Here is a 12,673-nt window from a genome sequence, read left to right on the forward strand (position 1 = left end):
CTCCACTTCATTCACGATGCCATGCCTGACCGACTGAAATACCCTGTTGTTTTACTGCTGGCCGGCACGCTGTCTCTATCGCAGGGTAGCGGGGCCCATGGCTTTCTGCCAGACGAGATCCCCATGGCGGCGGGCACAGCACTGCGAAACCCGGCAGATTTCCCCATCGTGTCCGTGAATTTTTACAATTCCTGGACCCCAAGCCGCCTGGATATCCCGCATCAACACAGTGTGCGGTTACGCCTGACAAACCGCAGTGATGACTGGCACCTGTTTGCCCTGGGCGATGACGCGGCCCTGCGCGACCAGGCGCTGATACATAAATTAATGCCGGATCTGCGCAAGGATTACCCCAACACCCGCCTGAGTGAACCGGGCAGCACGGTGACGTTGCCGTGGCGGTTTGATCGGGAAGGAACATTCAGCCTGCGCTGTGTCAGGGCCGCGCATCAGGGGCGGAGCGAGGCGCTGACTATCGAGGTGGCACCACGATAGCCCAGTTGCGGGAAACGAGGAGCGAGGAGCGAAAACCTGACTTCGCAACTTGCAGATTTTGACTTTCGAAACTCGTTTCTCGTAACTCGCCAGCGCCGGGTTATCGCGCCGCGAGCGACGCTCCTACAGGGGATCTTTCTGAAGGATTTGAACCCTGGCTCAGTGCACCCTACCTTTTCAAAAACCGTGGGCGTTTTCGCCAAAAAAAAGCCCCGGAAGAACCGGGGCCAAGGGGAAGCCGGTGATGACCGGCATTTCATCAGCGTTCGTTGTGCCCGGCGGGGGCGTGTTCTTCCTTGACCCGGAACCAGGCGGCATAGAGGGCCGGCAGGAACAGCAGAGTCAGTGCCGTTGCCACGATCAGTCCACCCATGATCGCCACTGCCATGGGGCCGAAGAAGACACTGCGTGACAGCGGGATCATGGCCAGTACCGCAGTGAGCGCAGTCAGGACAATGGGGCGGAAACGGCGTACGGTGGATTCGATGATGGCATCCCAGGTGCTGAGTCCCTGATCCATATCCTGGCCGATCTGGTCTACCAGGATCACCGCATTCCGCATGATCATGCCCGCCAGCGCGATGGTGCCAAGCATGGCCACAAACCCGAATGGCTTCTGGAAAATCAGCAGGAAGAAGGTCACCCCGATCAGCCCCAACGGCGCAGTGATAAACACCATCAGCGACAGCGGCATGCTGCGCAGCTGCAGCATCAGCAGGGTAATCACCACCAGGATGAACAGCGGCATGCCGGCATTGACGGATTTCTGCCCGCGGGCGGATTCCTCCACGGTGCCCCCCACTTCCAGCAGGTAGCCCGGCGGCAAGTCGGCGCGCACATCTTCCAGCTGCGGCATGATCTGATTGACCAGGGTGGCCGGCAGGGCATCGCCCTTCACGTCCGCCAGGATGGTCACTGTGGGCAGTCGATCCCGGTGCCAGATAATCCCTTCCTCGAATCCATACTCCAGGGTGGCAATCTGGTTCAGGGGCACACTGCGTCCATTTTGCGTTTGTACTGCCAGGTTGCCGAGCAAACCCAGAGCGTGGCGTTCGTGACTGTCGCCGCGCACTTCCACATTGATCAGCTCGTTATCTTCCCGGTACTGGCTCACCGCCACCCCGGACAGGGATGCCTGCAGGGCCGTGGACAGATCGGCAGTGGTAATTCCCAGCGTCCGGGCCCGGTCCTGGTCCACGTTCAGGCGCACCACCTTGCTGGGCTCTTCCCAGTCCAGGTGCACGTTCTGGGTGTAAGGATTATCGCGGACCTGGGCCGCTACCCGCCGGGCCAGTTCCCGCACCTGGGGAATGTGCTCCCCGGAGACCCGGAACTGCAGCGGGTAACCCACCGGCGGACCATTTTCCAACCGCGACACACGGCTGCGTACGGTGGGGAAATCCCGTCGCAGGGTTTCCTCCAGCCAGCTCAGCACCTGTTCCCGATCCTCTATATTGCGGGTCAGGATAACGAACTGGGCCACCGACGCTGCCGGCAACTTCTGATCCAGCGACAAGTAAAAACGCGGCGAACCACTGCCCATGTAGCCCACGTAATTCTCGATCTGTTCATTCTCGCCAAACATGGCTTCCAGACGCAGGGCCTGCTCCTGGGTGGCGGCCAGCGACGCGCCCTCTTCCAGTTTCATGTCCACCATCAACTCAAGCCGGTTGGACGCCGGGAAGAATTGCTGGGGCACCAGGCTGAACAGCAGCAGGGAAAACACGAAGATACCCACGGTCAGACCAATGACCGTTTTGCGATAACGCACGCACCATTCCACTACGCCACGGAAACGCTGATAAAAGGGTTTCTGATAGGGATCGTGCACATCCCCGCTGGCATCCCGCTTGGCCAGGTTGGGCAGCAGTTTTTCCCCGAGATACGGCACGAACACTACCGCGGCGATCCAGGAAGCCAGCAGGGCAATAGTCACCACCTGGAAGATCGAGCGGGTATATTCACCGGTGCTGGATTCCGCCGTGGCAATGGGCAGGAACCCGGCGGCGGTAATCAGGGTGCCGGTGAGCATGGGAAACGCCGTGCTTTTCCAGGCAAAGCCGGCCGCTTTCAGGCGACTGAACCCCTGCTCCATCTTGATGGCCATCATTTCCACCGCAATGATGGCATCGTCCACCATCAGCCCCAGGGCCAGTACCAGTGCCCCCAGGGAAATCTTGTGCAGGCCGATATCGAAATACTTCATGGACGCGAACGTCATGGCCAGCACCAGCGGGATGGACAACGCCACCACCATGCCGGTACGCCAGCCCAGTGAGAAAAAACTCACCAGCAACACGATGACCAGGGCTTCCATCAGCACCTGTACGAACTCGCCGACCCCGGCTTCCACCGCTGCCGGCTGATCAGAGACCTTGCGCAGTTCCATGCCCAGCGGCAGGCTCTTCTGCAGTTCGGCAAAAGCCTTGTCCAGGTTTTCACCCAGTTTGAGAATGTCTCCACCGTCTTTCATGGACACGGCAATGCCGATGGCATTCTCGCCCATAAAGCGCATGCGCGGCTGGGGCGGATCACTGAAGCCGCGATAAACGGTGGCAATGTCACCCAACTTGAGGGTGCGGTTATCCACCTGGATGGGGAACTGGCGAATATCGTCCACACTGGTGAATTCCCCGGATACCCGTAGCCGCACTCTACTGCTGGGGGTTTCAAAAAAGCCGGCGTCGGCCACCGCATTTTGCGACTGCAACGCCTGCTGCACGGTGACCAGGGGAATGCCCAGGGACGCCAGCTTGGTGTTGGAAATTTCTACCCAGATCTTTTCGTCCTGCAGCCCGACCAGCTCCACCTTGCCCACGTCCTCCACGCGCTGCAGAGCCAGCTGCAGGCGGTCGGCGTAGTCTTTCATGATGGCGTAGTCGAAACCCGGGCCGGTCAGCGCATAGATATTGCCGAAGGTGGTACCGAATTCATCGTTGAAGAACGGCCCCTGTGCATCCCGGGGCAAGGTATGACGGATATCGCCCACTTTCTTGCGCACCTGGTACCAGAGATCCTTGATTTCCTTGGAGCGCATTTCGTCCCGGGCCATGAACATGACCAGGGATTCACCGGGACGGGAGTAGGACGTGATCCGCTCGAAGTCGCCGGTTTCCATCAATTTCTTTTCGATTCGCTCGGTAATCTGCCGGGAGACTTCTTCCGCACTGGCACCGGGCCACTGGGTATTGATGGTCATCAACTTGAAAGTGAACGGCGGATCTTCGCTCTGCCCCAGGTTGGCATAGGAAATGGCCCCCATGGCACCGAGCAGGAGCATGGCGTAGAGCACCAGGGCGCGGTTTTTCAGCGCCCATTCCGAGAGATTGAATGACATGGTGGCGCTCCCTATTCGCTTTCCGTCCCGGCATCATCGGCAGGGGCCGGCGTGTCTGCTGCCGCCAGGTCAATCTGCCGGTTCTGGCGATCCACGGGAATCACCGTCTGCCCCTCTCGCAGCAAATGCGTCCCTGCCGCCACCACCCAGGCGTCCGCGCGCAGCCCGGACAGCACCGGAATGGTTTCCGCCCCATAGGCACCGGTTTCCACCGGGGTTTTGATCAGGCTGGCATCTTCCGGGTTTACCACCCACACATAGCGCTTCTCCCCCTCCGCAGTCACTGCCGCAAGAGGCAGCGTAAGCACACCATTGCCGGCGGCCCCGCTGGCCACCACCCGGGCGGACTGGCCCAGGTCGGCGCCCACGTCGTCGTTATCGAAAGCCACCCGGGCCTCGAAGGTGCGCGAGCGCGGATCCGCCGACGGGGACAATTCCCGCAGGGTGCCGGGGAATACCTTGCCCTTGCGGGACCACAGCTCGATGGCCACCGGCATACCGATCACAAACCGACCCACGTCCTGCTCCGGCAGATCGATACGCACTTCCCGGTCGCCATCCACTGCCAGCACAAACACCGGCTGACCGGCAGCCACCACCTGACCGGCCTCGGCCAGACGCTGGGCAATCACCCCGTCCTTGGGTGCCTTGAGCGTGGCATAGTCGGTCTGGTTGCGGGCCACATTCAGGTTGGCGCGGGCCTGACGCAGCTGGGCCTCGGCCGCGTCGAAGCGGCTTTCCACACTGTCATACTGGGAGCGGCTGATGACTTGACGTTCAAGCAGGGCCTGGTGGCGGTCCAGCTCGCTGCGGGCCAGCTTGTGATCGGCCTGGGCGGAGGCAAAGCGGGCACGGGCTGCATCCAGCTGCAGGTTCACATCATCGGTATCCAGGGTGGCCAGCACATCGCCCTTGCTGACGCGATCGCCCACGTCCACCTTGCGCTGGCTGATCTTGCCGGCAATGCGAAAACCCAGCTCCGGTTCGTAGCGGGCCCGCACTTCGCCGGGGAATACGTCCTGGCTGGCTCCGGCGGTCAGCGGCTGGACCACCAGCGCCGGACGCGGTGCTTCGGTTTTGCCGGATTCCGTATCGGAACAGCCCTGCAGGCCGAGAGCCCCAACGACTCCGATGACCAGACCCGGTATCAACAGTGAACGAAACATGGCAGCTACCCTCTACCCTTTGCTAACCCGTGTTTACCTTGAAAGCCACCGAGGTTGCCTTCCCTTTATGCTATACTGTCGAGTATAGTAATTTTATTAAACTAAACCGTCCAGTATTGAAATGTGAGTGCGATGACTGATACCTCAACCCCAGCCGCCCGTGGCCGCCCAAAGGATCCGGCCAAACGTGCTGCCATCCTGGATGTGGCAGAGACACTCTTTCTCTCCCAAGGGTTTGCGGGCACGAGCATGGATGCGGTGGCCAAGGAAGCCGGGGTTTCCAAACTGACGGTTTATAGCCATTTCAGCGACAAGGAAACGTTATTTTCCGCGGCCATCGAGGCGAAATGCCAGAACATGCTACCAGTGCCGATCTTCGAGCTGGATGGCAATCAGCCCCTGCGCACCACCCTCACCAAGATCGGCCTGGGCTTCCTTGAGCTGATCCACAGCCCGGATACGCTCAAACTGCAACGGCTGATGAACAGCCAGGCCACGCAGGATCCGGAAATGTCACGGCTGTTTTTCGAGGCGGGCCCGCAGCGCACGCTTACTGCCATGGAAAACCTGATCCGCAGCGCCAACGCTGCCGGCCAGCTTGAGGTTACGGACCCCAAACAGGCATCGGAAAATTTCTTTGCATTGCTGCAGGGCTGCCAGCATATGCGCGTCATGATTGGCTACCAGCCACCGATGACGGCCAGCGAAGCGCAGCCCCATGCGGAACAGGTCGTGGAGTTGTTTTTGCGGGCCTATGGGAAAGGCAGTGAATAATTAACCGTGGATAGTTGATCATTCGCGGAATAACACTTCGACACTGTAAACAAAGAGGCCGCACTCCTGGATGGAGCGCGGCCTCTTTTTTAAAAACAGGTTATCGATCAGGAAATAGCGAAAGAACGTTTTTTGCCAATAAAGAAAAACGGGATCCGCAAGCGGATCCCGTGTCAGGGCGATCAGAAGGATTTTCTTACGCCAATGGAGAAGTGATCGTAATCCAGATCAAGTTTATCGTTATCGATCTTGAGTTCGTGGGTCGCATCCACATACCCCAGCACCAGCTCAGGCGCGTCCGGGGCAAAGGAGATGGCCACATCGAGACCCAGCAATTCCGGATCGATATCCAGGGAGTCCGTACCGACCTTGGTATCCGTCTCACCCATGTTGTACCAGAGTGATGCGGTCACCATTTCGAAGTTGGCTCGGGCGCCGACTTCCAGGCCATAACCCTCACCGGCAAAACCAATGAACGTTGGACGGCTGAAACCGACTGCACCATAAATGTCGACCATGTCTGCCACCGGCAGATGCGCCCCGACACCGATAAACGTCATGTCGTTAAACGCGGCATTGTCAGCTTCACCCAATGCAAAACCCAGGTCATCTTCATAGTCCAGGGACATATGGCGCCCCATGACCATGACATAGTCACCAATTTCGAAACCGCCTTGCAGCCCGAAACCTTGCTGAAGATCAAACGACTCAGACAAGCCACCCTCGCTGATTTCCGAGTCACCGGATACAACATAGTCGAACTGCACGTAATTGAAAGAAGGCGCTTCAGCCATGGCAGTCTGGCTGATGGCACCGGCAAGCGCGGCAACCGCAAACACTGAAGTTTTCTTATTCATAGGTTTCTCCCTGATTAATAAAAAAGGGCCAAGGCCTTCCTGAGCCTTTCTTGGCTCCCCTGGTCCGCATTAAGTAGTAACCCAATTGTAAAAAAACCGCAATATCCACAAGGTTACCGTTGGTTTCACATCGCTTTCCCCGTTTCGCCTGACCAACAGAGCTCTTCCGGCCAGCAACCGCCAACGTCTCCTTCGTCGACTCTTACTATGTTCAGGATGGCTCTGCCCCGATTGATTGCCCCCAATTGCCACCAGATAATCCCCAGCCAGAGCAGGGCATCACGATCCCCGGCGTTAGCGGCCAGGGCCTGCTGGCACAGGCGCAGAGCCCGTTCCAGCAAACCCCGACGCTGGGAGGGATAGCGTCGACTGGCCTTCAGCAAACGCACGATGCGACTAGGGCTCATTCGGTTCCGCCTGTGCCGCTTTTGCTTTTGCCACGGCCTTGCCCGGGACGGCAAAGGCATACCAGTCCAGGTTGCGGGTCACCAGCATCACCATCGCCAGGGCGGCAAATAACAACAGGGCCCCCAACAGCAAGGCGTAATCTTCCGCCATCAGGATGCCGTAGATGAGCCCCTGCACCAGTAACAAACTGACCGCAAAACTCCACCCCGCCTGGAGTGATCGCAGTACCGCCATCAGGTAGACGCCGATCAACGCACAACACGATAACGCTGCCGCCAGGTAGGCCAGGGCAAAATCGATATGCTCACTGAGCGCCACCAGCAGCAGGTAGAACATGGCCAGCGCCAGACCCACCAGCAGATATTGCATGGCGTGCAATGGGTAACGGCGCAATATTTCAAACAGAAAAAAGGCGGCAAAGGTGAGGCCCACAATCAGATAGCTGTATTTCAGCGCGCGTTCGCTGGAAAGCAATCCGGTGACCGGCTGCACCAGCCTTACCCGCAGCGCCTGGTTAGCGTCACCGCAGGCGCCATCACCGCGGGCACAGAGAATGGCGCTGGCCGCCGCCAGGCTATTGGTGCGCCACTGGCTGGTGAAGCCTTCCGCGTTAATTTCTCTTTCCACGGGCAATACCAGCCCCTCAAAACTCGGGTGCGGCCAGTCCGCACGCAGGCCAATGCGGGTTTCCTTGGCCAGCGGCAGTGCCGCCAGGGATTCGGTGCCGTTCAGGTTTAACCGCACCTTGACAGTGAAGGCACCGGACAGGTCATCCGGCAATTGCACTGCCACCGCATTGGCACCCAGCCCGGCGGGCAATTGTTCGGTTTCCACCAGCGCCAGAGGCACATCGTTGACCAGGATCTGCGGCCGCTCCACCAGGCCGCGAAGGTCGCTGATCTGCAACACCAGCAAGGATGGCCGCGACAGCACCACTTGTTCCGGTTGCTTGACCTGTTGCCAATTGGCAGGAAATACCGCTTTCAGATGCAACAGGCTGCGATAGACCGGTGTGCCATAGATCCCCCGGTAACGCATCTGCGTCTGCAACTGGCCATCCACATTCAGGGCATCGGGAATCTGGCTCTCCAGTACGGTGCGTTTTTCCACCACCGTGCAGCTGTCGCCGCGGCGACAATCCGTCTTTTCCACCAGTTGCTTGCGCACACGCTGGGTAACAATCACCGGGCCACTGATCTGCTGTTCGCCGCTGACCTGACGGGCGATCTGTTGTTTTACCTGCCAGGCTTCCTGGCTACGGTCGCTGACCTTGTCCTGGATCATCAACAGGGGGATGACCAGCACCATCAGCAGGCCGGCGATAGTGAGCATTTTCAATAACAGGTTGGGTCGCATGGTTCCTCTCCCTCATATGGAGAGACCAGTGTGCGAAGCCAGGTTGAGGGTTTTGTGGGGATTGTGTGGGGAAGCGAGTTTCGAGGAGCGAGGAGTGAGATGCCACAAGGAAAAACAAACTCCAAACCTTGGTCGTTGGAACCCCTCTTGAGGGGCGAAGCCGAATGCGATGGAAGATCCGATCCGGTAGCAATCTATTCTGGAAAGATCTATCGAGATCTGAAAGGCCTGATCGCCCTGCGGGCGGTTTCCGCGCAAGCGCGGTTCGCACCTCAAGAGGAGCTCCTACAGCGGGTTTGTAGAAATGTTAGTGCTGGGGGATGGTCAGGGTGGCGCGGACGCCGTTGTCGGTGTTTGCCAGTGTCAGGCTGCCGCCGTGGAGGGTGGCAATTTCGTTGACCATCGCCAGGCCCAGGCCGGAGCTTTTGTCATGGCCCGGGGCCGGCAGGGAATAAAAGCGCTCGGTAACGCGCGCCAACGCATAGTCTGGTATCGCCGGGCCGATGTTTGTCACGCTCAGTGCGTTGCCTTCCACCTGTACCCCGAGTGTGGTTCTCGCACTGGCAAAACGCAGCGCATTATCGAGCAGGTTGAACAGGGCCAGTTTGAGGGTATCGGCTTCTGCATGAAGGTCGCTGCCGGCGACACTCACATCCAGCTGTTTTTCTGCCAATAACGAATAGCGGCTGCGCTGCCATTCTTCCACCAACGGGGAAATTGAGACGCGACGCTTGCGGTCCGGCAGACTTTCCAGCTTTTCCAGTCTGGCCATGGCCAGCAGCCGATCGAGAAGATCGCTGAGCCGCTGACTTTCATGAATCACGTTATCGGTAAAGCGGATCAGTGACGGATCCCGGATCTCATCCTGGAGAATTTCTCCGGCGCCACGGATCGCCGCCAGCGGACTTTTCATTTCATGGGTCAGGAGGCTGACGTTATCTTCCAGCCGCGCACGCTCTTCCAGTCGACGACGCATGGCCGTAACGGCATCGGCCAGAGCGCGGATCTCATCGTTGCCACGAAATGCCGGCGGCGCCGGGCGCTCATCATTGGCCACCGCCTCCGCATAGCCTCGCAGGCGATTGACCCGACGGCTGAGCCACCAGGCCAGCAGTCCCCCCAGCAGCAGGCAACCAAACAGGGCCGCACCGCCATACAGCAACAGATGCCGTTCCGCCCGTTGCACAAAAGGCTCGATGGCACGCCCCGGTTTGCCCAGGCTGATGACCCCGATCAGGCTGCCGCTGTGGCGGATCGGGGCGGCCACATACATGACCGAGGTAGACGGGTCCTCAGGGTCCGTGCGGGTAGTACGTGCCCCGTAGCGACCCTGCAGGGTCAGATGCACATCATTCCAGCGGGAGAAGTCCTCACCTTCATCCTTGCCCCGGGAATCGAACAACACGGTACCGGTGGGACCAGTGATATAGATGTGGGTATGGATACGGTCTTTTTTCAGGCCCCAGATATCCGCATCCGGTGTACGCCCGGCATAACGATTCAGGGCCTGGCGCAGTGACGGGGTAATCACGATCTCGCCGCTCTCCGCATCCTCGGCAACAATTTCCGCCAGCAGGTTGGCCGCATCTACCAGGGTTTCTTCGGCGGACTGGCGCACCAGTGGTTTGGCCTGACCGAACACCAGATCGAGCACAAACCAGCTCACCACCCCCAGAATCAGGAAATAGAACACCAGCAAGCGCTGCCCGAGTTTCATTGGCTATGGCTCTCGAGGTAGTAGCCGATGCCACGACGGGTGGCGATAAGCCTCTCGCCATCCAGCGGTCGCAACTTGGCACGCAGGGTCTTGATATGGGTATCCACACTGCGCTCGAAACTGTCTTCATCACTGTCGCAAATATCCAGCAATTGCGACCGGGTAAAAACCTGCCCGGGATGTTTCAGCAGCGCGGAAAGGATGCGGAATTCGGAGCGGGTCAACGTCAGCGCGGTGCCACGAAAAAAAATCTGCGCACCGGCTTCGTCCAGCTTCCACAGGTCGGTGGCGCACGCGTCCCCGTGGGGAGCAAGTCGTTTGAGAATGGCACGAATGCGGGCCACCACTTCCCGGGGGCTGAACGGTTTGGTCACATAATCGTCGCCACCCAGCTCCAGCCCGAGGATGCGATCCACTTCATCCTGACGGGCGGTGAGAAACAGCACCGGCACCTGGCTGGACTGGCGTAGTTGTTTGAGTACGTCGAAACCGTTCAGGTCCGGCAACCCCACGTCCAGCACCACCAGATCAAACACCCGGCTGGCGAGATGCTCCAGAGCCTGTTGGCCAAGCGGCACGTGGTCCACCGCGAAATGCTCGCGCTCCAGCGCAAACATCAGCGGCTCCGCGATGCGCGGCTCATCATCCACAATCAAGATTCGGCTCACAGCCATTCCCCTGCCAAGACACTGGCATCATAACCACAGAGTCCGAACGGCCCAAGGGAGGATGTCACTGTTCACCCAACCGGCATATGGCAAGTGGGTTTCGGTGACGGCCCGCTCTTCGTTTACACTGTAAGCTCAACCCCCTGGCAGCGGAGCATCCCCCTTGGCGAAGAAGCCCAAAACCGACGAAGAAATTGCCGCTTTCCGCGACAGGGTCTGTGATGTGGCTACCCGGCTGTTCATTGAACGGGGGCCCCAGAATGTGACCATGCGCCAGATCGCCAGCACGCTTGGGGTCAGCCCGATGACGCCCTACCGTTATTTCCAGGACAAGGACGAAATCCTGGCTACCGTGCGCGCGGAAGCCTTCCACCGCTTTTCCGCCAGCCTGGAGCAGGCAGTGCAGCAGGCCCCGGATGCCCGAGCCAAGGCCAGGGCCGTGGGGGATGCCTACGTGGCCTTTGCCAAGACCTACCCGGCGGCCTACCAACTGATCTTTTCTTTCACGCAACCCGACGAAGAACGTTACCCTGAGTTGCGTCAAGCCAATCTCCGCGCCCAGGAGACCATGGTGGGCTATGTGCGTGAGATGATTGAGGCCGGCCTGCTGGAGGGGGACGCCCAGCTGATCGGCTACATGTTCTGGGCCACCCTGCACGGCATCGTGGTCCTGGAACTGGCCAGCGGCCTGCGCGGCATGGATGGCGACACCCTGCGCGAGAAGATCATGCGTACCCTGTATGCGGGTATGCGCGTTAACCCCCCCTCTCTGGAGCACTGACCGATTCGCTCAGCCCCATGGGCAGAGAGGACTTGATCTTTAACTTATACGGTGTAAATTTTACAGGGTAAATCAATTAGCGGAGAACCCATCATGTCCCTGCCCTCTTCCATCGCTGATCGCCTGCGCCTGCCCGTGATGGGCTCGCCCCTGTTCATCATTTCCAACCCGGATCTGGTGCTGGCTCAATGCAAAGCCGGCATCATCGGCTCTTTTCCTTCCCTCAATGCCCGCCCCCTGTCGCAACTGGACGAGTGGCTGCACCGCATTACCGAGGAATTGGCTGCCTGGGACCGGGATCATCCAGACCAGCCCGCCGCGCCCTTTGCCGTCAATCAGATCGTGCACCGCTCCAACGACCGGCTGGAGAAGGATCTGGAGCTGTGCGAGAAATACAAAGTGCCGATGGTGATTACCTCGCTGGGCGCCCGCGTGGAAGTGAACCAGGCGGTTCACGGCTGGGGCGGAATGGTAATGCACGATGTGATCAATGACCGGTTCGGTCGCAAGGCCATCGAAAAAGGCGCCGACGGCCTGATCGCCGTGGCCGCCGGTGCCGGAGGCCACGCCGGCACCCTGTCTCCCTTTGCCCTGATTCAGGAACTGCGCACCTGGTTCGACGGCCCGCTGGCCCTGTCCGGCTCCATCGCCAATGGCCGCAGCGTGCTCGCCGCCCAGGCCATGGGCGCCGACCTGGCCTACATCGGCTCCATGTTCATCGCCACCGAAGAAGCCAACGCCGCCCAGGGCTACAAGCAGATGATTGTGGACAGCCGCGCGGAAGACATCGTCTACAGCAACCTGTTCACCGGTGTGCACGGCAATTACCTGGCGCCCTCCATCATCAACGCCGGCATGGACCCGAACAATCTTCCGGAAAGTGATCCCTCCGCCATGAACTTCGGCTCTGGTGGCAACACCGACAAGAAAGCCTGGAAGGATATCTGGGGTTGCGGTCAGGGGATTGGTGCCATCGACGCGGTGGAAAGGACTGGCGATATGGTGGCCCGTCTCGCCGAAGAATATGCTGCGGCGAAACAGGCGCTTTTCGCCGGGTAGACTCTTGCCCGAAAACAAAAAGACTCGCCCGGTTTCCGGGCGAGTCTTTTTCGTT

At 59.5% G+C, this 12,673-nt stretch carries 11 protein-coding genes; 4 read left to right on the plus strand and 7 right to left on the minus strand.

The window, feature by feature from the left end; genetic code table 11:
- Positions 1-21 precede the first annotated feature (21 nt).
- Positions 22-495, plus strand: a complete 474-nt coding sequence (locus tag C4S63_RS08845; RefSeq protein WP_103917378.1) for a hypothetical protein — start codon at positions 22-24, stop codon at positions 493-495.
- Between the two features lie 259 nt (positions 496-754).
- Here C4S63_RS08845 and C4S63_RS08850 read toward each other — a convergent pair whose 3' ends face one another.
- Positions 755-3,832, minus strand: coding sequence for an efflux RND transporter permease subunit (locus C4S63_RS08850; protein WP_103917379.1), 3,078 nt, complete (start codon positions 3,830-3,832; stop codon positions 755-757).
- Positions 3,833-3,843: 11 nt separating this feature from the next.
- The gene (locus tag C4S63_RS08855; protein WP_103917380.1) at positions 3,844-4,998 is read right to left on the minus strand and encodes an efflux RND transporter periplasmic adaptor subunit; all 1,155 of its coding nucleotides are present in this window, start codon (positions 4,996-4,998) and stop codon (positions 3,844-3,846) included.
- 132 nt (positions 4,999-5,130) lie between these two features.
- Here C4S63_RS08855 and C4S63_RS08860 point away from each other — a divergent pair, with 132 nt between their 5' ends.
- Positions 5,131-5,772, plus strand: coding sequence for a TetR/AcrR family transcriptional regulator (locus C4S63_RS08860; protein ID WP_103917381.1), 642 nt, complete (start codon positions 5,131-5,133; stop codon positions 5,770-5,772).
- 182 nt (positions 5,773-5,954) lie between these two features.
- Here the strand turns inward: C4S63_RS08860 and C4S63_RS08865 are convergent, their stop codons facing one another.
- From C4S63_RS08865 to creB, 5 genes are all read right to left on the minus strand, one after another.
- Complete coding sequence (locus tag C4S63_RS08865; protein WP_063510154.1) at positions 5,955-6,629, minus strand: outer membrane beta-barrel protein; 675 nt, start codon at positions 6,627-6,629, stop codon at positions 5,955-5,957.
- Between the two features lie 125 nt (positions 6,630-6,754).
- On the minus strand, positions 6,755-7,036 hold the full coding sequence (locus tag C4S63_RS08870; RefSeq protein ID WP_103917382.1) for a tetratricopeptide repeat protein: 282 nt from the start codon (positions 7,034-7,036) through the stop codon (positions 6,755-6,757).
- Positions 7,026-8,393, minus strand: a complete 1,368-nt coding sequence (gene creD / locus C4S63_RS08875; protein ID WP_103917383.1) for a cell envelope integrity protein CreD — start codon at positions 8,391-8,393, stop codon at positions 7,026-7,028. The genes C4S63_RS08870 and creD overlap by 11 nt, the downstream gene beginning before the upstream one ends.
- A 307-nt stretch (positions 8,394-8,700) precedes the next feature.
- A complete protein-coding gene (creC, locus tag C4S63_RS08880; protein WP_103917384.1) occupies positions 8,701-10,110 on the minus strand; it encodes a two-component system sensor histidine kinase CreC in 1,410 nt (469 codons plus the stop codon).
- Complete coding sequence (gene creB, locus C4S63_RS08885) at positions 10,107-10,778, minus strand: two-component system response regulator CreB (RefSeq protein ID WP_103917465.1); 672 nt, start codon at positions 10,776-10,778, stop codon at positions 10,107-10,109. The genes creC and creB overlap by 4 nt, the downstream gene beginning before the upstream one ends.
- A gap of 163 nt (positions 10,779-10,941) precedes the next feature.
- Between creB and C4S63_RS08890 the strand changes: the two genes are divergently transcribed.
- Both C4S63_RS08890 and C4S63_RS08895 read left to right on the plus strand, forming a co-directional pair.
- The gene (locus C4S63_RS08890; protein WP_062814821.1) at positions 10,942-11,559 is read left to right on the plus strand and encodes a TetR/AcrR family transcriptional regulator; all 618 of its coding nucleotides are present in this window, start codon (positions 10,942-10,944) and stop codon (positions 11,557-11,559) included.
- A 93-nt stretch (positions 11,560-11,652) separates the two neighbouring features.
- On the plus strand, positions 11,653-12,618 hold the full coding sequence (locus C4S63_RS08895; RefSeq protein WP_062814822.1) for a nitronate monooxygenase family protein: 966 nt from the start codon (positions 11,653-11,655) through the stop codon (positions 12,616-12,618).
- The last annotated feature ends 55 nt before the right edge of the window (positions 12,619-12,673 follow it).

The sequence above is a fragment of the Alcanivorax sp. DSM 26293 genome, assembly GCF_900107995.1.
Classification (GTDB): Bacteria; Pseudomonadota; Gammaproteobacteria; order Pseudomonadales; family Alcanivoracaceae; genus Alcanivorax.

Coding starts and splice junctions, on each gene's coding strand:
- creC (WP_103917384.1), bottom strand. CDS start 10,110: ATGAAACTCGGGCAGCGCTTGCTGGTGTTCTATTTCCTGATTCTGGGG.
- C4S63_RS08895 (WP_062814822.1), top strand. CDS start 11,653: ATGTCCCTGCCCTCTTCCATCGCTGATCGCCTGCGCCTGCCCGTGATG.
- C4S63_RS08860 (WP_103917381.1), top strand. CDS start 5,131: ATGACTGATACCTCAACCCCAGCCGCCCGTGGCCGCCCAAAGGATCCG.
- C4S63_RS08870 (WP_103917382.1), bottom strand. CDS start 7,036: ATGAGCCCTAGTCGCATCGTGCGTTTGCTGAAGGCCAGTCGACGCTAT.
- C4S63_RS08855 (WP_103917380.1), bottom strand. CDS start 4,998: ATGTTTCGTTCACTGTTGATACCGGGTCTGGTCATCGGAGTCGTTGGG.
- creD (WP_103917383.1), bottom strand. CDS start 8,393: ATGCGACCCAACCTGTTATTGAAAATGCTCACTATCGCCGGCCTGCTG.
- C4S63_RS08865 (WP_063510154.1), bottom strand. CDS start 6,629: ATGAATAAGAAAACTTCAGTGTTTGCGGTTGCCGCGCTTGCCGGTGCC.
- C4S63_RS08845 (WP_103917378.1), top strand. CDS start 22: ATGCCTGACCGACTGAAATACCCTGTTGTTTTACTGCTGGCCGGCACG.
- C4S63_RS08850 (WP_103917379.1), bottom strand. CDS start 3,832: ATGTCATTCAATCTCTCGGAATGGGCGCTGAAAAACCGCGCCCTGGTG.